We start from the raw sequence: 19,999 nt of genomic DNA on the forward strand, positions 1-19,999 counted from the left end.
AAAAAGGATGTTACTTGGATTATTTGTTTTTATAATTGGGATAATAATTTTTATATATAAAGCTCCAATTTTTAATCTTAAAAAGATTAATCTTACAGGATTAGTTACACTATCTAATGAAAGTTTACAGGAAAAGCTAAAATATAATATAGGACAGAATATTTTCACCATTGATTATAACAAGATTGAAAAAGATTTAAAGGAAAATCCTTATATTAATCAAATAAAAATAAATAAAAAAGGCATTAATAGTATAAATATTAATATAGTTGAAAATAAAATAGCTTTTTATTTTACTAGCGATAATAAAATAAAAACTATAAATAATGAAGGTATAATTGTGGAAGAAATAGATAGTATTGGAGATAGGAATTTAACCAAGCTTTCTGGTATTGATGTATCAGATAAATCGATAGGTAATAAAGTAGCAGAGGATAGTAAATTAGAGGAAGTCTTAGACACATTCTACAAAATGATAGAAGTCATCCCCGAAGAACTAAGGATATCAGAAATTAATATTTTGGATTTAAATAATATTAGTTGCAATATAGGAAATGTAGAAATAATATTAGGAGATAGTTCTGACTTGTTAAATAAGGTAAATACAGCTTTAAATCTTATAGAGCAAGGAACTGTTAAAAAAGGATACATAGATTTTAGTTTTAATGGACCACCTGTAATAATGGAAGAACAGTAGAAAGGGGAGTTATATGAAAAAAATTACATCTCAGATATTATTGGCAATTGTTTGTGCATTTTTAGGATTCTTATTGGCGCATCAATTTAAAATATTAAATGAAAAAAATCAAACAAATATCTCTAATCAAAACTTAGATATATTATCGGAAATAGAAGATTTAAAAAAAGAAAAAGAGGAACTATTAAAAGTTAATAGTTCTTTATCTGATGAATTGAAACAATTAGAAGAGAAAGCAGCTGAAGAAGGAACAGTTGAAGCAGAAATTAAAAAACAATTAGATAACGCAAGAATGAATTTAGGGTTAGTAGATGTTAAAGGTACTGGAATAGTAATAACAATAACTCCAAAATCAAATATCTTTGGGTCTAGCAGTGATACATCTAGAATTATAACTGAAGATGAAATAGTTCATATAGTTAATTCGTTAAGATATATTAAGGCGGAGGCAATATCAATAAATGACTATAGATTAACACCACAAACAGGAATTAAAAATTCTAGCAATTGGATTTGGATAGGTACAGCAGGGAAAGTAGATCCAAAGGAAAAAATTACAATAAAAGCAATAGGAGATAAGCAAGCACTAAGTGTAGCAGCTAACTTTCAAGGTGTGCTAGATTATGGTGCTTTACAAAATTATTATTGTGAAGTAAAAGAAAGTGATGAAATTATAATAAATAAAACAACTCAATCATTGAAGAATGAGTATATTAAAACTGTAAATTAGAAGAAAGGGGATTAATATGATAGCATTTATAGGACTTTTAATAGGTGTACTCTTAGGATTAACACTACATGTAAATATACCAGAAACCCTATCTTCATATATATCTGTAGCGATACTCGCTTGTTTAGATTCAGTTTTTGGAGCGGTAAGAGCGTCTTTATCTAAAAATTTTAAAGCGGATATCTTTATTTCAGGTTTTTTTGGTAATGCGATTTTAGCAGCAGGTCTAGCCTATTTAGGTGACAAACTTGGAATACCTATGTATATTGCGGCAGTCATAGTATTTGGAGGTAGAATTTTTGATAACTTTGCTGTTATAAGAAGATTATTAATTGAAAGGTTAAAGGCTTATAAAAGTGGTGAATAAATGAAGGTTAATAAAGGGAAAATTTTTATTTTATTAGCATCAATTTTTACTGGATTTTTAATTATAAATAGTATTGACTTAAGTGCAGTTACAAAAAATATATCTACTTTAAATGCAGTAGATTATAAAAAAGCAGTTGAGGAAAGAAATCAACTTTACAAAGATATAGAAAATATTAAAAGTGAAAATATAGATTATAGATATCAAATAAGTAAGTATGATGATAATGATCCTAAAAAAAGCGAGAAACTTGTTGAAGATATGAAGAATCAATTAGTTGAGTATGGAGCATTAAGTGGCATTACTGGAATAAAAGGGCCTGGATTAATAATCAAGTTGCAAGATGGAGATAAAAATACATTATTAGACACTGAATATGAAATTTTACGAAAAATGCTCCATGAAGATGATATGGCACTTGTGTTAAACGACATAAGGAATGCAGGAGCGCAAGCTATAGCAATAGACGATCATAGGGTATTACCTAATACTGGTGTTAGTTGCTATTGGGCATTTATAGGTTTTGAAGATGAATCAAGTACTTTCGCTCCATTTTATATTTATGTAATAGGAAATCCAGAAGAGATGAAAGCAGCATTATTAGCAGAAAATAGTATTATTCAAAAATTATTATTAAGAAAAATTAAAGTAGAAATAGAAGTAAAGGATGAAATAATTCTGCCTGCAACAAAGCAAAATACAGAAGCTAAATATATGGAAAGATATGAATCTAAATAAATTTTTAAAAAAAATTTAAATTTTGAAGGATTTTAAGTTTTTTTGGAGAATAAATACATTATGTAAACAAGCTTCTTTAGGAGGATATACAGTGAATATTGAAGAAAATTTAAATAGAATTAAAAAAAATATAGCTAAAGATATTACATTAGTTGCTGTATCAAAGACAAAGCCTATAGAAGATATAAAAAAAGCTTACGAATTAGGGCATAGAGACTTTGGGGAAAATAAAGTACAAGAACTTATTGATAAAGAAGAGTCTTTACCTAATGATATAAGATGGCACTTTATAGGTAATTTGCAAACCAACAAAGTAAAATATCTAGTTGATAAGGTATATTTAATTCATTCCTTATCAAGTAAAAAGCTTTTGAAAAAAATAGAAGAGGAATTTTCTAAAAAAAATTCAGTAGCTAATCTTTTAATTCAAATCAATATTGGAAAAGAGGAGAGTAAGGGAGGAATTTTTGAAGAAGATTTAGAAGATTTTATTTTTGAAATAGAAAAATGCAAATATATTAAGATAAAAGGATTAATGGCTATAATCCCTAAAGGGAATGTAGAAGAAAATAGATACTACTTTAAAAAAATGAGAATTCTATTTAATGACTTAAGTATAAAACAATATAAAAATATAAAAATGGAATTCTTATCAATGGGGATGACTAATGATTTTGAGACAGCTCTAGAAGAAGGATCTAATTTAATAAGAATTGGTGAAGGTATTTTTGGAAAAAGAAATATAGTAGGAGGAATGACAAATGGGTAATATGTTTGGAAAGTTTAAAGAAATAATAGGGCTTGGAGAGTATGAAGACGAGTTTGATGATTATGAAGAAACAGAAATAGATGAAGAAGTTCAAGAAGAAATTGAACCGATTATTTCTAAGCAAAAAGGAAATAAAGTAGTTAATATTCATACATCATCTACAGCTAAGGTCATGGTAACTAAACCAACTAATTATGATGATGCTAGAGAAATTGCAGATGCTATTAAAGCAAGAAAAATTGTTTTAGTAAATGCTACTACTTTAGAAACTAAAGTAGCACAAAGACTAGTAGACTTTATTAGTGGATCTTGCTATGTTTTAGGTGCAACTTTACAAGAAATAGAACAAAGAGTTTATTTATTATCACCATCTAATGTTGAAGTTACAAGTGAACTTAAAAATGAATTAAGTTCTAAGGCTTTATTCAATTGGAATAAGTAGGAGGAGATTTAGATAGAAGTAGTTTTAGTAGTAATAAGATTATTAACTATAGTATTAGAAATAACTATTTTGTTAGAAGTAATAATATCTGTATTTCCTACTATGAAAGGCAATGTATTTTTTAACGCAATTACATCATTTAACTACCCGATTTTGAAACCATTCAAAATTCTGCAGAATAAGATTTTTAAGAATAATATACTTGATTTTTCACCTTTATTTGCAGTAATGATATTATCTTATATAAGGATGTTTCTTAATGCTAAGTAAAGAGTATTTTTTAAAAAGTTTTTCGGAAGATGATGTAAATGAGGCTGTAAAGATATATGAAAATTATAAATTAGCATATGAAAAAGATATAACTATTTTTTCAAATAGCTTTTGCTCTCCAAATATATGGAGTTTTTTTGAAAAAAACTGTCAAATTAATGATTTTAAAATAGTTACTAATGGAATTTTTGAAGAAGCAGAAAGAAGGATGATAGCATTCAACAATAACTATGATATAAGTTATCCTATAGAAATATTAGAGATTAAAAATAAATCTAATTTTTCTGCTTTAAAACATAAGGATTATTTAGGAGCAATTTTATCTTTAGGAATAGAAAGAAATAAAATTGGAGATATAGTAGTAAAAGAAGAGAAGGCTTATGTTCCTATTGTAGAGGATATAAGTAGTTATATTATAAATAATTTATCTTCTATTGGAAGATCACCTGTAGAAATTAATCTTCTTAATAATATAGAAGATTTGCCATCTATAGATTTTGAAGAAATTTTAGTTAATGTGCAATCATTACGATTAGATAGTGTTGTTGCAAAGCTTGCAAATGTTTCTAGATCTAAAGCAATAGAATTATTAGATAGCAGCAAGGTTTTGGTGAATTATATTAAATCGAAAGACAAAAGTCAAGAGCTTTTAAAAGGTACCAGATTGACGATAAGAGGTTATGGGAAGTATATAGTTGGAGATACAATTGGTAAAACAAGAAGTGGAAAACAAAGAATTGTAATAAAAAAATATATATAATATGTAGAGGTGATTTTTATGAAGCTTACTCCAATGGATATAAGCAACAAGGAATTTAAGAAGGGTTTTAGAGGCTATGATTGTGAAGAGGTCGATGAATTTATTAATGAAATCATAGAAAATTATGAAGAATTATATAAAGAAAATTCAAGACTTAAAGAAAATTTATCTAGGGTAAATGAAAAGTTAGAGCACTATGTAAAGATTGAAAATACTATACAAAACACTTTATTGTTAGCGCAAAATGCAGCAGAACAAGCAAGAGCAAGTTCTCAAAAGGAATCAGACATGATTCTTAAAAATGCTAATGAAGCAGCTAAAAAGATATTAGATAAAGCACATAATGATGTTGTATCAATTAATGATGAATATGAAAAAGTAAAACAAGAGTTTATAAAATTTAGAGCAAAGTTTAGAAACTTTATGAATGCTCAAACTGAAACTTTCGATGAATTAGAGAAGGACTTAACTAAGAATTACAACGTATCTGAACCAGTAGAAAAGTTAGTTAGTAAGGGTAATACAGAAATATCTCATAAAAACATAGAAGAAATCAATGAGGTTTATACTGAAGATATGGATGAAATAAAAAGTTTTTTTGCACATGCAGAATAAAAATCCGTTTAAAGCGGATTTTTTTATTTTAATCCAATTTCTCTATTGAGTGTAGAGTTTTGATATATTATAATATGTAAAGAATTAAAAATGTGGAGATAAATTAATGGATAAATTGTTTTTTAAAATAACTAATGAAAATGATATAGGTACTAGAATAGATACATATTTATCTAATAGTATAGAAGGAAAATCTAGATCCTTTATTCAAGGTATAATAGAGTCACACTCTGTAAAAGTAAACAATAAAGAAATTAAAAGTAATTACAAACTAAAAGAAAATGATGCAATAGAAGTGGTTATGCCTGAGCCTGTAGAATTAGATGTAAAACCAGAAAAAATTGACTTAAATATTATTTATGAAGATAAAGACGTAATAGTATTAAACAAGCCACAGGGAGTAGTCGTTCATCCAGCACCTGGGAATTATTCAGGGACTTTAGTAAATGGATTACTATATCACTGTAAGGATTTGTCTGGTATAAATGGTGTTATAAGACCAGGTATAGTCCATAGAATAGATAAAGATACATCTGGCATACTTGTAATTGCTAAAAATGATGATGCTCATAATATTTTAGCCGAGCAATTTAAAGAACATACCATAAAAAGAGAATATTATGCTTTAGTAGAAGGCAAGTTTAAAAACTTAGAAGGTACTATTGATAAACCACTTGGTAGAAATAAGAAAGACAGATTGAGAATGTCTATAGTTGAAGATGGTAAAAGAGCTGTTACACATTACATAGTATTAGAACAGTATAATAATAATACTTCATTAGTAAAATGTATTTTAGAAACAGGTAGAACTCATCAAATAAGAGTTCATATGGCTTCAATTGGACATCCGCTAGTTGGTGACCCTTTATATGGAAATAAAAAACAAAAGTTTAAATTACAAGGTCAGGTTTTACATGCTAAGACATTAGGTTTTATACATCCTAGATCTAAAGAGTATATAGAATTTGATTCTGAATTACCAAAGTATTATTTAGATTTATTAGATTTATTAAGAAAATAGAGGTGATAAAATGAAATTAAAAGCTAATTTATTAGATGATAAAGCCATAAAGAGAACGTTAATAAGAATATCTCATGAAATAATAGAAAAAAATAAGGGTGTTGAAAATATAGTCTTAGTAGGTATAAAAAGAAGGGGATATCCTATAGCTCAAAGAATTGCAGAAAATATAAAGAACATTGAAGGCATTAATGTGCCAGTAGGTGCGGTAGATATAACATTATACAGAGATGATATAACTGAAATAAATAATGCTCCTAGGGTTAATAATGCGAATTTAGGTGTTGAAATAATTGGAAAGAAAGTTATATTAGTTGATGATGTTTTGTACACTTGTAGAACTGTAAGAGCTGCAATAGATGCTATAGTTGATTCTGGAAGACCGGGTTTAATACAGCTAGCGGTATTAATTGACAGGGGACATAAAGAATTACCTATAAGAGCAGATTATGTAGGTAAAAACATTCCAACTTCTAAAAGCGAAGTTGTTTCTGTGGAAATAAAAGAAATAGATGGAAATGATTCTGTTAAAATATACGAAGGATAGTAAGGAGAAAGAAATGGAATATGATTTAATTGCGACAACTACCTTTGGATTAGAAGGTATTACAGCAAAAGAATTAAAAGCCTTAGGGTATGAAAATTTAAGAACTGAAAATGGCAAAGTACATTTTCAAGGAGATGAAATGGATATAGCAATAGCTAATATTCATTTAAGAACAGCAGATAGAATTTTAATAAAAATGGGGGAATTTGAAGCTAGAAGTTTCGAAGAATTATTTCAAGGAACTAAGAATATAAAATGGAGTGAAATAATTCCTGTTGATGGATTTATGCATGTAAATGGAAAATCTGTAAAGTCAACATTACATAGTGTTCCAGATTGTCAATCTATCGTAAAGAAAGCCATAGTTGATAGCATGACAAATTCATATGGTGTAACTCATTTTGTGGAAGATGGACCTTTATACAAAATAGAGGTATCTATATTAAAAGATATCGTGACCTTAACCATTGATACATCAGGACCTGGTCTTCATAAAAGAGGTTATAGAGAAGAGGCAGGAGCAGCACCATTAAAAGAAACTTTAGCCGCTGCTATGGTTTTAATTTCTAGATGGAAGGAAGATTTTACTTTAATAGATCCATTTTGTGGCTCTGGTACTATACTAATTGAAGCAGCTATGATTATGCAGAATATAGCTCCTGGATTATGTAGATCATTTACATGTGAAACATGGCCAACGATGGATGAAGATATCTTTGAGCAAGTTAGAGAGGGTGCAGAAAGAGCTATAAAAAATAAAGATATTAAACTTTTAGGATATGATATAGATGGAAGAATACTAAAGGTAGCAAGAAGTAATGCTGAGAAAGCAGGAGTATCAAAATATATAGAATTCCATAGAAGAGATTTTAATGACTTTTCTAATAGTGATAAATACGGATTTATTATATCAAATCCACCATACGGGGAAAGATTAGGCGAGAAAAAAGAAGTTGAAGAACTTTATAAGACATTTGGTAAATATAAAAGAAAATTTATAAATTGGGATTATAATATTTTAACTTCTTATGAAAAATTTGAAGTTCCTTTTGGGATTAAATCAAGTAAAAATAGAAAGTTATACAATGGAAAGTTAAAATGCTATTACTACCAGTATTTTGATAATGAACTAATAAAAAATCCTGGAGATATGCTTATAAATCACATATAAAATGGAGCTGTGTAATGCAGCTCCATTATTATTTTAATATTTTATTATCTTGGAATTTAAGTTTATTATAATAACTTGGCTCAGTATAAATTGTATAATTAGTATGATAAATAACCATACCAGGCTTTGCACCATTAGGTTTCTTTATATTTTTAACTAAGGTATAATCTACTGGAACCTTAGTAGAATTTTTAGCTTTGCTATAATAAGCGGCAAGTATTGCTGCTTCCTCGATAGCCGTATCAGTCGGCTTATCACTACAAAGAATTACATGTGATCCAGGTATATTTTTTGTGTGAAGCCATAGATGATTTTTATTAGCAAATTTTAAGGTTAAATAATCATTTTGAATATTGTTTTTTCCAATATAAATATCAATTCCATCAGAAGAAATTAAATGGATAGGTTTAGAAGGTTTATCTTTCTTATTTTTTTTAGGAACTCCTCTAAACTTTAAGTATCCAGTTTCAACTAATTCTTTTTTGATATCATCTATTTCAAGGTAATTTTCGCAATTTAATATATTAGTCAGTACTGAATTTAAGTAATCTAACTCATCTTGATTTTTTTCAAGTTGTTCAAGGGCAGATTCTTCTGATTTTTTTAGTTTATTATATTTTTTATAAAAGCTTTGTATATTTTCAGATGGAGATTTATTTTCATCTAATTTTATTGTAATATATTCTTCTTCATTTTCATTATAAAAGTTTAGCAATTGTATTTCTTTCTGTCCTTTATTAATCATATAAATGTATGATGTCAATAAATCACCATATATTTTATATTGAAGTTTTTCGCTACACTCTTTTAAAATGGTATTTAATTTTTTTGATTTATTATTACATCTATCTATATTGGTAGTAACTAATCTCTGTAAATCTATACTTCTACTAAGTAATCTATCTTGTTTGTCCTTTATAGTAAAAAATTCATCTAGCAGAATATGTGGATTTTTAAATTTTAGTTCATTATATTCATTTTTATATAGGTCTAAATCAATACAATGAAAATCTTTAAATACATCATCTTCTGTATATATTTTATATGAAAAGTTATTATTGATATTTTCTATAAAATTTTTAAAGAAGTTAAAAATTTTATAATTATTTATGGTATCATTAACTTGTATCAAATTAATATATAAACTTCTAGATAAGGGTTTTCCAACACCTGTGAATAGGTTTGTAAAAATAAATTCATCTATAGATAAATTATTTTTTTCAAAAAATAAATTAAAATCATCTAATGAGAAATTAAATGGATCTAACTTGTTAGAGCATGGAGGATAAACATAGTTTATTCCTGGATATAAAACTCTATATGTATTTATATCAGAAGATATATGTTTTATACATTCCATAATTTTATTGTCTCTTTCTCTGACAAGTGTGATATTACTATGTCTACCCATAATTTCAACTATTATAATATATTTACTATCAAAGCCTAACTCATCAGTAGCTTCAACATGCAATTGAATAACTCTATCACCATTTAGTTGAGTGATATCAGTTATTCTACCACCAATTAGATATTTTCTCATTACCATGGTAAACATAGGTGCTTGTAGCGGATTTGGCTTGCTTATATTAGTTAAATGAATTCTTGGGAATTTTGAAGAAGCAGATATTAATAACTTAATATTTTCTCTATCCTTTCGTAAAGTTAAAATTACTTCATCTTTTTCTGGTTGATTAATTTTATCTATTTTACAATTTAATATTGATTTTTTTAAATCATGTACTAAACTATATAAGTAGATACCATCAAAAGCCATAAGTATCATCCTTTCTTTGGTAATAACATAAGGATAGTATAACATTTAATAGTTAATTTTATCAATGGCATATAAACTAAAAGGAGGGATTTTATGAATTTTATAAAAATGCAAGGATTAGGCAATGATTTTATTATAATAGAGGATATTAACGAATTATTAATTGATAAGGAATTAGAAATTGCAAAGCAAGTTTGTAATAGAAGATTCGGCGTTGGAGCTGATGGATTAGTGATAATAAGAAATTCGAATGTTGCGGATGCAAAGATGGTGATTATTAATAGTGATGGTTCTAGGGCAAATATGTGTGGAAATGCAATAAGGTGCTTTGCAAAATATTTATATGAATTTAAGAAAATTAACAAAGAAGAGATCACAATTGAAACAGGTGATGGAATTAAATATGTTAATTTAAATATTAATAATAATGAAGTTACTTTAGTAAGAGTTAATATGGGAAAAGCAAGCTTCATAGGTGAAGATATATTATTAAGTGGTAAAGATAATTTAATAAATGAAGAAATTATAATCAATAATAAATGCTATAAAGTTACTAGTCTATTAATGGGGGTACCTCATACAATATTGATTAATGATAAAAATGAATATTCTATTGAAGATGGTAAAATAATAGAGAAGTATGATTTATTTATTGAAGGAACAAATGTCAATATAGTAAATATAATTGATGAATATAATATAGAAGTACAAACATGGGAGAGAGGAGCAGGTGCAACTTTAGCCTGTGGAACAGGCTGCTGTGCGTCAGTTGTAGCTTTAAATAAGCTTGGGATATGCTCAAATAAAGTGAAAGTACTTACTTTAGGAGGAAGATTAGAAGTTGAACTTGAGGATGAAAATGTATATATGATTGGTGAAGCAAAGTTTATATGTAAGGGAGAATTATTATATTAAGGGGTAGAAAATGAATAATAATAGAAGAAATAAGGTTATCCTTTTAAGCTTTATTTTCTTATTAATTAATACAATGTATGGATGTAAGAAACAAACTGAGGAAATCAAAAAGATAGAGATAAATAATGGAGCAATTGCTATTGAAAATAATGGTAATTATAAAATATATAATTTAAATAATGGCGAGTATGAAAATTTAGAAACTGATAATATAATTACTTCATATGATTCAGAAAGTAAAAATTATATATTCAGTGAAGATGGAGAGTTCAAAATAGATTATTTAGGGGAAAGAACTGTAATAGATGAATCAAATACTATTTTATCACCTAAATTATCACCTGGAGGACATTATTTAAGTTATTTTGTTAAAGATATATATTTAGACCTTAAAATAAAGGATCTTAAATTAGATGAATTAATTAATATAGATAGTAAAGTCGCAATATCAGGGGAATTAATTGATTGGTATAGTGAAGATACCTTGATTTATTATGGGATTGATGATGAAAAGAATAATGGATTATTTATTTATAATATATCTAATAATGAAGAAAAATTAATATATAAATTAGACTCAGGATATATTGAATATTTAAAAGTTCTAGATAATGGAGTTGTATTTTTACAAGAAAAGGAAGGTAAAGATAAAATTCTAAAATTTATTAATAAAGACGGAGAACTGAGTGAAATAATTGAAAATGTAGTTGATTTAAGTGATGTAGAATATACACAAGATAAAATGTATATAATAGGTAGAATGGAGAATAATAATTATTCATTATATGAATATAATGAAGGGAAAATTAAAAGATTAGTTTATGATTTTCCTAAAATTATAAATCTTGAAAAAGGATTATCAAAAGATTCCGATGGAAATATATTGTTTATTGGTGGAGATGAGCCAAATACAGAAAGAGTATATATTTGTACTGATGGAGCTATAAGCAGATTAAGCGACAATGAAGGCAAATATTACTTTATAAACTATCATTAAGGATATTTATAATATATTATAAATGTCCTTTTTTTATTATAAAAGATTTTAAAAATATTAAAATATAATTAGATATTTATAAGATATAGAAAAAAATTCTATAAAAATACTAAATAAAACAATAATAATGTCGATATTAAGAATATAAAGGAAATATTTGCAAGGATATCCTCGTGAATATAGAACTATGTTGTATATAAATATTAATAAGAAAAGTGAATTTAAGGAGGATTTTTTTATGAAAATTGAAAGAAAAGGTGAATTATCAAGCTATAGTATGGAAGAGAAAGGGAATTTTTTTGTTGTATCTGGAAAAGGACTATTTAAAGCAGAAGATGCAAAGAATTACATAAAGGATTTTAAGGATATTACAAGACAATTGCCTACAAGAACTATGGAGTTAGTAATAAATACATTCGAACTTAAAACATCATTCCAAGATGTAAATGAATTAATTGGAGAAATGACAGAGTTATATAGATCTACTCCATTTTTGAAGAAGCATATGGTGATGCCTGTTGCTAAAACAGCATTAATGCAAATTAAAAGACAAGATCCAACTGGATTTTTAGATACTTTAAATTTTGTATCAGATTTAAATGAATTAATTAAATAAAAAAATAGGATTTTTCCTATTTTTTTTTGATATTTTAATCATGGAGGTATTTTGTTAGAACAATGAATATGGAGAGAGAAAATTATGAATTTCACAGAATTAATAGATAAATTAAAAAGCAAACCTTATTTTGAAGATATAGGTATACATATTATAAAAGGTAATTTTTTATATCCTTTTTGGAAGAGAAACACAGATATAACAGTTGAAGAGTGGAAAAAGTTTCATGAAGATAGAAAAATGAGAATTGATGAAGATAAGTATTTATCAGAAATGATTCTATATAGAAAACCTATATTCGTTGAAAGAGTTAAAGAAAATGATCCAAATTGTTTGTTAAAGTTTGGAATAAAATCAACAAACTTAATTCCAATAGAAGATAATGAGACTATTATAGGGTTCGTTACAATGCCTATTTTTTCAAAGTACTATACATATAGTGAGAAAGATAAAAATGAAATAATTGAAATAGTAAAAGATAATGAAAATTATATTAAGGAGATGATACTATGTATAGAACAATAGGACAACAAATATTAAAAGAATTGGAAATTCTAGGAGTTGAGTATATATATGGAGTTCCTTCTGGAAATACAGGATATATATATGATTGTATAGAAGATTATAATATGAAACTTATAGTTACTAAATCAGAGTCTGGTGCAACATATTCTGCAGCAAGATATTCAGATTTATCAGGTAAGTTAGGAGTAAGTATTTTATCCGGTGGAGTAGGTGCTACTAATGGGTTAAATGGTATTGCAGATGCTTATGTTAACAAACTTCCAATGCTGATTATTACAGGTAATACCACGACACAAAGCAGAGGAAAAGGGTGTGTTCAAGAATTAGAAACAACAAATATAACAAAAAGCATTACTAAGTATAGTAAAACTATTTTAAATGATAAAGAAATAATTAAAGAATTGAAATTAGCAATTAAACTAGCAACTACAAAGCCGTGTGGACCAGTACATATATCAATACCTATGGATTTACCTATGAAAACATATGATGAAGGATATACCAATAGTGAGATAGAAACAAATGAAAATGAAATAATAAATGATGATGAAAGTATTAAGATTGCTATAGATAAACTAAATAATACAGAGAAAGGACTTATATTAGTTGGACATGGAGCAAAAGACCTTAACAACGAGATAGATTATTTATCAGAAAAATTAGGTTGGTATGTAATGACAACTCCTCAAGGGAAAAGTAATGTGAATCATATAAATCCTTTATATATAGGTAATTTTGGTTTCTATTCTAGTGATTTTGCTAATAATTATATTAAGTCAAAAGATATAGAAACTATTTTAGTATTAGGTTCTTCATTAGGGGAAAGTGCCACACAGAATTTTGATGAAAATTTTTATAAGAATAGAACCATCATACAAATAGATCATGATGTTGAAATATTAAATAGAAATAGTGTGGAGAATAAACTACCTGTCCTATATAATTTAAAAGATGCAATTCAAATAATAAATAATAATGTTAAAGAAAAAGACTTGAAAGAAAAATATATATTTGATAAATCAGAATTAAATAAACAATATATTAATAATCATGATGGTATTTCAATAAGAAGAGTATTAGAAACATTACCAAATATACTAAATAAAAGCACAACATACTTATGTGATATTGGTGAGTTTATGAATCATACTTTTAAATACTTACAATTACCAATTGAATCTAAATTTGTATCTAGCTTGAATTATGGCTCTATGGGACATTCTATAGGTGGGGTAGTTGGAGCAGCATTATCTGGAAAAACAAATAAGTACGCTGTTATAGTAGGAGATGGTTCTTATTATATGAATGGAATGGAATTATTAACTGCTAAAGAGTATAATTTACCGATAATATATTTCATAATTAATAATGCAAAATATAATTATGTAGATAAAGGACAATCGTTTGTATTTGGTAGAACAATTCCAAGCATACATTTTAATAGAGTTAGTATAGCAAAGATAAGTGAATCTATGGGGATAAAGTCATACCAAATTAATGTATTAGAAGAATTAGAAAATATAAGTTCAGAGTTACATAACTGTAATGAGCCTATAGTAGTAGAATTAGTTACTTATGGAACAGAAGAATCTGGTGAGTGTGATAGATTTAAAGCAATTGCAAAGCAAACAGATAAATAATAAGTAAAAAAAGAGCTGTCGGTCAGCTCTTTTTTTGTTCTATTCTATTTGGTTATTAACTAATGTTTTAATTAGAATATCGTTATAATATGATTTATTTATAGAAACTCTTATCCAGCCAGGAAGACCTATGTATTTGCCATTTTTTATTTTCAATCCTCGATCAAACAATATTTTTTCTAATTTATCGGGATTATCCTTTGTTTTTATCATAATAAAATTAGCATAACTTTTTATATATTCTATTTTACATTTTTTACAATGATTTTCTATTTTATTCATTTCATTTTTAGTATATTCTCTAACATCATTAACATAATCTTGTTCGCCAATTACTTGAACACCTAATTCTTGAGCGTAGCTGTTTAAATCAAATGGGCCAATAAATTCTTTTATTTTATTAATTATATTAGTTTCAGCAATTCCATACCCAATTCTAGCACCAGCAAGTCCATAAGCTTTTGATAAGGTTCTAATAATAATTAAATTTGGATATTTCTTTCTTAAATCAAGACTTTCTAATAACATGCCATCTACATATTCAGCATAAGCCTCATCTAAAACTACGTTTATATGTGAAGGAACTTTATTTAAAAAATCTATAATTTCTCGATATGGTAACAGAGTACCAGTTGGATTATGAGGATTAGATATCCATATTAGTGAAGTTGTTTCATCTATGTTTTGAATTATATCATCTAAATCAATTCCATAGTTTTTTAATGGGCTTAAGTAATAAGAATATCTGTAAAGTTTAGCAGCTATCTCATAAGTGGGGAAAGCAATATTAGGCATAATAATAGTATTCCCAGGCTTTACTAATGAAGATGTTATTATTTTTATAAGCATATCTGATCCATTTGTGCAAACCACTTCAGAAGAAGAAATATTATAGAAGCTTGCTATTTTATTTATTATTTTGCTACAAGTTACGTCAGGATATAGTCTTGGATTAATTCCTTGTACAATTTCTCCTATGTTAATTTTATGTTTTATTGGATTTTCATTTGCATCCATCTTAATTATTTTATCCATATAGTGTCACTCCTTTTAATTAATCGTTAGTTTAAAAATAATTTTTGTTAGGTTTAGTATGAAAAAATAAGAATACCAAATAATCCCTTATATATTATCGAATTTAAAATAATTTCTTTAAGTTTTTTGTTGCTAGTAATTAGAAAATATGTATAAAAAGTTTTTTAGTGGACATAAATTAAAATGGTGATTTTAGATGTATAAAATAAATTTGTTTGAAATTAATTTAGATATTGTTAGAAGATTAGGAATTAATAAAGTTACAGAATATTGCATTTTACCAATAAAAACACAAGGGGATAGCCTAGTAGTATTATCATGTAAGGAAATATTAGAAAATAAAGATGAAATAGAATTTATTTTCAATAAGAAAGTTAACATCAAGGAAATGAAAGCCGAAGATATAGAGGACTTAATATATAAGGCTTTCCTAGGGGAAAAGGAAAATTTTTTAGAAATAATGTTATCTAAAGCGATAGTAGAAAAAGCTTCTGATATACATTTTGAGCCTCAAAAAGCAGATGTTTTTATTAGAATAAGAATAGATGGTATTTTAGTTCCTTTTACAAAAATTAAAATTGAAGAATATCAGAAACTATTATCAAAGATAAAGATTATAGGGAATATGGACATAACTGAAAAACGAAGGCCACAAGATGGGAAAGCGTTTATAAAAGTAGATGAAAAAGATTATGATTTAAGGCTATCAACAATACCTATTGTATATGGAGAAAAATTAGTAATTAGAATTTTATATGGAGAAATTTTTGAACATGATATTAGTCAAATAAATATGAGTGACTATCAAAGGGAAAAATTAAATAAAATGATATCCACTAAAAATGGATTAGTTTTAGTTAATGGTCCAACTGGTAGTGGAAAATCTACGACGTTATATTCAATTTTAAAAGAAATAAACAAGAAAGAAATTAATATAACTACTTTAGAGGACCCTGTAGAAGTTTTAATAGAGGGAATAAATCAAGTGGGATTAAATAGGAAGGCTAATATAACATTTTCGACTGGGCTTAGAAGCATTTTAAGACAAGATCCAGATGTAATTATGATTGGGGAAATAAGAGATGAAGAAACCGCAACCATGGCGGTTACGGCATCATTGACAGGCCATAAAGTGTACTCTACAATACATACTAAAACCCCTAAGGAAGTCTATTTTAGACTAGAAGATATGGGAGTCAAATCATATTTAATAAGAGATTCTTTGATAGGAATAATTTCTCAAAGACTAGTTAGGATACTATGTACAAAGTGCAAGATAGTTGATAAAAAGATTAGTTTTAATGGTAAAGAAGTTGTTCTTTATAAATCAAACGGGTGTAGTTATTGCAATTACTCTGGATATAAAGGAAGAAAATCAGTTAGTTCTGTAGTTTATATGGAAGAAAAAGTTAAGAAATTAATTACAAATATTTTCCAGGAAATAAAGGAGCTTAGTAACGATGAAATGATAGTAAATCTTAGAGTACTACTTGAAAATGGGTTAATATCTTATGGAGATTATAATAATTTTTTGTTAGAAGAGGATTTAAATTATGATAAAAATAAAATTATTATATAAAAAGATTAATTATAATGACTTAGCATTAATATCTGGAAATATAGCAATGTTATATAAAGAGGGAATATCAATGCTTATGATTATGGATTTACTTAATGAATTACCTATAAGTAAAGGTTATAAGGAAAGTATTAATAAGTCTAAAGATTATATATTGGAAGGAAAATCATTAGAAGAATGTTTTAAAATCTTTGATGATTTATATCCAGATTTTTTTATAGGAATGGTTTCTATGGGAGAGAAAAGTGGAAACTTATATAAAGTTTTAAAAGGCTTAGAAGAATATTGCAATAAAATAACTTTTATTAATACTACAATAAAAAATGTTCTTTCCTATCCATTATTAATTATAATTTCTTCTATATGTTTATTTGCTTTTATAGTGCTTTTTACAATACCAATATTATATGATTTCTTTAATAGTCTAGGCGGAAACGTGCCATTTATATGTAAGCTTTCATACGATCTTTCTAATTATATTAAAGAACATCCTATTATTTTTATAGTTTATATAGCGAATTATTTTATATTATTACCTTGGTTTTTATGTAAGTATTATCTTAAAGACAGATTAAGATTATTAATTAATAAAATTACTATTTATAAAGACTTCATTGAATATACATTTATCTTATTACTATCAATTATACTGAGAAGCGGGGTTAACCTATCTGAAGGTCTTATATATGCATCTAATAGTTTTAAAAATAAAGATTTGAAAGAGAGATTTTGTTACTTAAATTCAGGTATCTTAAATGGAGATGCTATTTCTATTACTTTAGGAAATACAGGCAATTATTCTAAGTACACAATATCTATTATAAAGTTAGGGGAAGAAGGTGGAGCTATAGATGAGAGATTAGACTCATTATCCTCCTACTTGGAAAAAAAACTAATATCGAAGATAAATAGGGGAATAGCACTTTTACAACCAGCATCAGTTATATTTATGGGCGGTTTTGTTATTATCTTTTTAATTATATTTATACTCCCATTATTTTCAGCAATGTTTGAGGTAGGTTTTTAATGAAAAAGGGTTATACATTAATTGAATTAATTATAGTGTTATCAATAATAACTATATTGGCGTCTATATCAATAATAAATGTTGGTAGATTCAGAGAAAAGTTTGAAAATATTGAATTAAATAACTTAGCAACTGAAGTTAAGTCATTATTAAGTTTTGGAAAGTCATATTGTAGAAAAAATAAGGTGCCAGGTAAAATCATTGTAGGAGCAGATAGAAAAACAATAACATTCGAAGTTACAAATAACTCTTATGAAACGAGTAAGTCAATAAAGTTAAAAGATAGTATGGATATAGGTAGTAATTTTAATTCTTCGGGTAATATAAAAACTAACGAAAATAATATAAATGATGAGGGTTTCATTAAATCAGCAGGCACTATAACCATTACAAATGGATATAATAAGAGAATTGAAATAACTGTAAGTGTAGGTAATGATATAATTAGAAGTTATCCCAATGATAGCGAAGAAGGAGATATTATACAATGAAAAAGGGGAGTACTTTAGTTGAAGGAATAATGTCAATGTCGTTATTATTAATAGCTTTGACCCTTTGTACACAAATTTTTATTATTTCAACTAAATCTATAGATTTAAGAGAAAAAAAGGAAGAAGCTAATAGGTTAAGCTATGCAATAGAAAATGAAATTAAGTATAATGTAAGTTTTGAAGATATTAATAATTCATTTGTGAATGGACGTTTATCTTTAAAATATAAAGAGGATATCTTAAATAGCTTACTAGTAACTTCACTTTTATCTTTGGAAAGAGGAAATGAAATTGTTATAAAAAGAGAAATAGATAATTCAACAGAAGAAAAATATAAAATTTCCACGTTCAAGATAACAATTTATAATTCAAAGTGGGGGATTTTGGATGAAAGAATATTTATTAAATCTTATTGGATGGATATATAACAAAAAGAAATTAGGATTTACATTAATAGAATTAAATATCTCAATGCTAATTCAATTAATAGTATTAACATTAGTCATCAACACATCTATTTTAATAATTAAAAGCTACTCAGTATTACTTAATAACACTGAAGTGCAGGACCCTTTTGATGATGCAGTTTTGAATCTAGAAAGGCTTTTAACTGCAAGTATGATTGAATCTATTGATATTAGTGATAATTCTCTAAATAATGGTGGAGAAATAGTAATTAATTACAGGATAGACAATAACGAAACTGATATTAAGAAAAAGAAGATATATTTAAATACTAGTAAGAAAAGCATAATTATTGAAACATATAAAAATAATTTTAAAATGGGTGTCAATATATTAATGACAGATGTTTTAAGTTTTGAAATTATAAAGAAAAGCAATATATACTATTTGAAAATAACTAATGTAAATACAGATGAGAGGATTATTTGTATATGAAATTAAAAAATAAGAAAAGGGCATTTGCCTTTGTACAAAGCTTAATAGTATTTATGTTTATTATTTTAATAGTAAGCATTTCAATTAATCTGATCAACTACAATTATCTTAAATCGAAAACATTTAATTCATATAGTGATAAGAAAACGTTGACTATTGAGGAGGAACTTATATTAAAGGAAATAAATAAAAGTAAAAATTATAGTTATGATGATGGCCAATATAAGCTTATTATGAAAAGAAATTCTTATTATTTAATAAAAAAAAGTACTAACTCTAATAAATATTATGAACTTGAGATTAAGGAATATAATAGTGAAAGAATTTTGATACCAACATATTATAAAACTAAGAATATCATAGGAGATAT

General features: G+C 26.3%; 25 protein-coding genes. 23 read left to right on the top strand and 2 right to left on the bottom strand.

Annotated elements, in window-relative coordinates:
* From QK892_RS16960 to QK892_RS17010, 12 genes are all read left to right on the top strand, one after another.
* Window positions 1-697, top strand: a 697-nt coding sequence (locus tag QK892_RS16960) for a cell division protein FtsQ/DivIB (protein ID WP_317274729.1), incomplete at its 5' end; no start/stop codon positions are given.
* 13 nt (window positions 698-710) lie between these two features.
* Window positions 711-1,427, top strand: a complete 717-nt coding sequence (locus tag QK892_RS16965; protein WP_317274730.1) for a DUF881 domain-containing protein — start codon at window positions 711-713, stop codon at window positions 1,425-1,427.
* A gap of 16 nt (window positions 1,428-1,443) precedes the next feature.
* Complete coding sequence (locus QK892_RS16970) at window positions 1,444-1,794, top strand: small basic family protein (RefSeq protein WP_317274731.1); 351 nt, start codon at window positions 1,444-1,446, stop codon at window positions 1,792-1,794.
* Entirely contained in the window at window positions 1,795-2,532 is a 738-nt protein-coding gene (locus QK892_RS16975; RefSeq protein ID WP_317274732.1) for a DUF881 domain-containing protein, read from the top strand.
* Between the two features lie 91 nt (window positions 2,533-2,623).
* A complete protein-coding gene (locus tag QK892_RS16980) occupies window positions 2,624-3,301 on the top strand; it encodes a YggS family pyridoxal phosphate-dependent enzyme (protein ID WP_317274733.1) in 678 nt (225 codons plus the stop codon).
* Entirely contained in the window at window positions 3,294-3,743 is a 450-nt protein-coding gene (locus QK892_RS16985; RefSeq protein WP_317274734.1) for a cell division protein SepF, read from the top strand. The genes QK892_RS16980 and QK892_RS16985 overlap by 8 nt, the downstream gene beginning before the upstream one ends.
* Window positions 3,744-3,803: 60 nt before the next feature.
* Window positions 3,804-4,013, top strand: a complete 210-nt coding sequence (locus tag QK892_RS18460; RefSeq protein ID WP_394855048.1) for a YggT family protein — start codon at window positions 3,804-3,806, stop codon at window positions 4,011-4,013.
* Window positions 4,003-4,773 carry a YlmH/Sll1252 family protein gene (locus QK892_RS16990; protein WP_317274735.1) on the top strand — a complete coding sequence of 257 codons (771 nt, stop codon included), beginning with the start codon at window positions 4,003-4,005 and terminating at the stop codon, window positions 4,771-4,773. The genes QK892_RS18460 and QK892_RS16990 overlap by 11 nt, the downstream gene beginning before the upstream one ends.
* An 18-nt stretch (window positions 4,774-4,791) precedes the next feature.
* On the top strand, window positions 4,792-5,388 hold the full coding sequence (locus QK892_RS16995; RefSeq protein ID WP_317274736.1) for a DivIVA domain-containing protein: 597 nt from the start codon (window positions 4,792-4,794) through the stop codon (window positions 5,386-5,388).
* 106 nt (window positions 5,389-5,494) lie between these two features.
* The gene (locus QK892_RS17000) at window positions 5,495-6,409 is read left to right on the top strand and encodes an RluA family pseudouridine synthase (RefSeq protein ID WP_317274737.1); all 915 of its coding nucleotides are present in this window, start codon (window positions 5,495-5,497) and stop codon (window positions 6,407-6,409) included.
* A 10-nt stretch (window positions 6,410-6,419) separates the two neighbouring features.
* Entirely contained in the window at window positions 6,420-6,956 is a 537-nt protein-coding gene (gene pyrR, locus QK892_RS17005; RefSeq protein WP_317274738.1) for a bifunctional pyr operon transcriptional regulator/uracil phosphoribosyltransferase PyrR, read from the top strand.
* A gap of 13 nt (window positions 6,957-6,969) precedes the next feature.
* Window positions 6,970-8,127, top strand: coding sequence for a THUMP domain-containing class I SAM-dependent RNA methyltransferase (locus tag QK892_RS17010; RefSeq protein ID WP_317274739.1), 1,158 nt, complete (start codon window positions 6,970-6,972; stop codon window positions 8,125-8,127).
* 28 nt (window positions 8,128-8,155) lie between these two features.
* Here QK892_RS17010 and QK892_RS17015 read toward each other — a convergent pair whose 3' ends face one another.
* Window positions 8,156-9,904: an Rqc2 family fibronectin-binding protein gene (locus tag QK892_RS17015; RefSeq protein ID WP_317274740.1), complete on the bottom strand. Its 1,749-nt coding sequence runs from the start codon at window positions 9,902-9,904 to the stop codon at window positions 8,156-8,158.
* Between the two features lie 93 nt (window positions 9,905-9,997).
* Between QK892_RS17015 and dapF the strand changes: the two genes are divergently transcribed.
* The 5 genes from dapF (at window position 9,998) to QK892_RS17040 (ending at window position 14,597) form a co-directional block, all read left to right on the top strand.
* Entirely contained in the window at window positions 9,998-10,819 is an 822-nt protein-coding gene (gene dapF, locus QK892_RS17020; protein WP_317274741.1) for a diaminopimelate epimerase, read from the top strand.
* Window positions 10,820-10,829: 10 nt separating this feature from the next.
* Entirely contained in the window at window positions 10,830-11,816 is a 987-nt protein-coding gene (locus QK892_RS17025) for a hypothetical protein (protein WP_317274742.1), read from the top strand.
* Between the two features lie 238 nt (window positions 11,817-12,054).
* Window positions 12,055-12,432, top strand: a complete 378-nt coding sequence (locus QK892_RS17030) for a hypothetical protein (protein WP_317274743.1) — start codon at window positions 12,055-12,057, stop codon at window positions 12,430-12,432.
* Between the two features lie 84 nt (window positions 12,433-12,516).
* Window positions 12,517-12,957 carry a hypothetical protein gene (locus QK892_RS17035; RefSeq protein ID WP_317274744.1) on the top strand — a complete coding sequence of 147 codons (441 nt, stop codon included), beginning with the start codon at window positions 12,517-12,519 and terminating at the stop codon, window positions 12,955-12,957.
* On the top strand, window positions 12,942-14,597 hold the full coding sequence (locus tag QK892_RS17040) for a thiamine pyrophosphate-binding protein (RefSeq protein ID WP_317274745.1): 1,656 nt from the start codon (window positions 12,942-12,944) through the stop codon (window positions 14,595-14,597). Before QK892_RS17035 ends, QK892_RS17040 begins: the two co-directional genes overlap by 16 nt.
* 39 nt (window positions 14,598-14,636) lie before the next feature.
* Here QK892_RS17040 and QK892_RS17045 read toward each other — a convergent pair whose 3' ends face one another.
* Window positions 14,637-15,632: a pyridoxal phosphate-dependent aminotransferase gene (locus tag QK892_RS17045; protein WP_317274746.1), complete on the bottom strand. Its 996-nt coding sequence runs from the start codon at window positions 15,630-15,632 to the stop codon at window positions 14,637-14,639.
* A 196-nt stretch (window positions 15,633-15,828) separates the two neighbouring features.
* Between QK892_RS17045 and QK892_RS17050 the strand changes: the two genes are divergently transcribed.
* From QK892_RS17050 to QK892_RS17075, 6 genes are all read left to right on the top strand, one after another.
* Window positions 15,829-17,211: a GspE/PulE family protein gene (locus tag QK892_RS17050; protein ID WP_317274747.1), complete on the top strand. Its 1,383-nt coding sequence runs from the start codon at window positions 15,829-15,831 to the stop codon at window positions 17,209-17,211.
* Window positions 17,186-18,238 (top strand): type II secretion system F family protein, encoded by a 1,053-nt coding sequence (locus tag QK892_RS17055; protein WP_317274748.1) that lies wholly within the window; start codon window positions 17,186-17,188, stop codon window positions 18,236-18,238. The genes QK892_RS17050 and QK892_RS17055 overlap by 26 nt, the downstream gene beginning before the upstream one ends.
* On the top strand, window positions 18,238-18,729 hold the full coding sequence (locus QK892_RS17060; RefSeq protein ID WP_317274749.1) for a type II secretion system protein: 492 nt from the start codon (window positions 18,238-18,240) through the stop codon (window positions 18,727-18,729). The genes QK892_RS17055 and QK892_RS17060 overlap by 1 nt, the downstream gene beginning before the upstream one ends.
* Window positions 18,726-19,157, top strand: a complete 432-nt coding sequence (locus QK892_RS17065) for a type II secretion system protein (RefSeq protein ID WP_317274750.1) — start codon at window positions 18,726-18,728, stop codon at window positions 19,155-19,157. Before QK892_RS17060 ends, QK892_RS17065 begins: the two co-directional genes overlap by 4 nt.
* Window positions 19,117-19,629 carry a prepilin-type N-terminal cleavage/methylation domain-containing protein gene (locus QK892_RS17070; protein ID WP_317274751.1) on the top strand — a complete coding sequence of 171 codons (513 nt, stop codon included), beginning with the start codon at window positions 19,117-19,119 and terminating at the stop codon, window positions 19,627-19,629. Before QK892_RS17065 ends, QK892_RS17070 begins: the two co-directional genes overlap by 41 nt.
* A partial coding sequence (locus tag QK892_RS17075; protein ID WP_317274752.1) for a hypothetical protein occupies window positions 19,626-19,999 on the top strand: 374 nt, incomplete at its 3' end. The genes QK892_RS17070 and QK892_RS17075, both read left to right, overlap by 4 nt.

It is taken from the genome of Clostridium lamae, from assembly GCF_033043255.1.
GTDB lineage: Bacteria > Bacillota > Clostridia > Clostridiales > Clostridiaceae > Clostridium > Clostridium lamae.

Bases quoted from the DNA above. Each gene is read 5' to 3' on its own strand.
- QK892_RS17065 (WP_317274750.1), top strand. From the start codon at position 18,726: ATGAAAAAGGGGAGTACTTTAGTTGAAGGAATAATGTCAATGTCGTTA.
- QK892_RS17055 (WP_317274748.1), top strand. From the start codon at position 17,186: ATGATAAAAATAAAATTATTATATAAAAAGATTAATTATAATGACTTA.
- dapF (WP_317274741.1), top strand. From the start codon at position 9,998: ATGAATTTTATAAAAATGCAAGGATTAGGCAATGATTTTATTATAATA.
- QK892_RS16975 (WP_317274732.1), top strand. From the start codon at position 1,795: ATGAAGGTTAATAAAGGGAAAATTTTTATTTTATTAGCATCAATTTTT.
- QK892_RS17045 (WP_317274746.1), bottom strand. From the start codon at position 15,632: ATGGATAAAATAATTAAGATGGATGCAAATGAAAATCCAATAAAACAT.
- QK892_RS16990 (WP_317274735.1), top strand. From the start codon at position 4,003: ATGCTAAGTAAAGAGTATTTTTTAAAAAGTTTTTCGGAAGATGATGTA.
- QK892_RS17025 (WP_317274742.1), top strand. From the start codon at position 10,830: ATGAATAATAATAGAAGAAATAAGGTTATCCTTTTAAGCTTTATTTTC.
- pyrR (WP_317274738.1), top strand. From the start codon at position 6,420: ATGAAATTAAAAGCTAATTTATTAGATGATAAAGCCATAAAGAGAACG.
- QK892_RS16970 (WP_317274731.1), top strand. From the start codon at position 1,444: ATGATAGCATTTATAGGACTTTTAATAGGTGTACTCTTAGGATTAACA.
- QK892_RS17015 (WP_317274740.1), bottom strand. From the start codon at position 9,904: ATGGCTTTTGATGGTATCTACTTATATAGTTTAGTACATGATTTAAAA.
- QK892_RS17050 (WP_317274747.1), top strand. From the start codon at position 15,829: ATGTATAAAATAAATTTGTTTGAAATTAATTTAGATATTGTTAGAAGA.
- QK892_RS16985 (WP_317274734.1), top strand. From the start codon at position 3,294: ATGGGTAATATGTTTGGAAAGTTTAAAGAAATAATAGGGCTTGGAGAG.
- QK892_RS17000 (WP_317274737.1), top strand. From the start codon at position 5,495: ATGGATAAATTGTTTTTTAAAATAACTAATGAAAATGATATAGGTACT.
- QK892_RS17010 (WP_317274739.1), top strand. From the start codon at position 6,970: ATGGAATATGATTTAATTGCGACAACTACCTTTGGATTAGAAGGTATT.
- QK892_RS16965 (WP_317274730.1), top strand. From the start codon at position 711: ATGAAAAAAATTACATCTCAGATATTATTGGCAATTGTTTGTGCATTT.
- QK892_RS17040 (WP_317274745.1), top strand. From the start codon at position 12,942: ATGTATAGAACAATAGGACAACAAATATTAAAAGAATTGGAAATTCTA.
- QK892_RS17070 (WP_317274751.1), top strand. From the start codon at position 19,117: ATGAAAGAATATTTATTAAATCTTATTGGATGGATATATAACAAAAAG.
- QK892_RS16995 (WP_317274736.1), top strand. From the start codon at position 4,792: ATGAAGCTTACTCCAATGGATATAAGCAACAAGGAATTTAAGAAGGGT.
- QK892_RS17035 (WP_317274744.1), top strand. From the start codon at position 12,517: ATGAATTTCACAGAATTAATAGATAAATTAAAAAGCAAACCTTATTTT.
- QK892_RS17030 (WP_317274743.1), top strand. From the start codon at position 12,055: ATGAAAATTGAAAGAAAAGGTGAATTATCAAGCTATAGTATGGAAGAG.
- QK892_RS17060 (WP_317274749.1), top strand. From the start codon at position 18,238: ATGAAAAAGGGTTATACATTAATTGAATTAATTATAGTGTTATCAATA.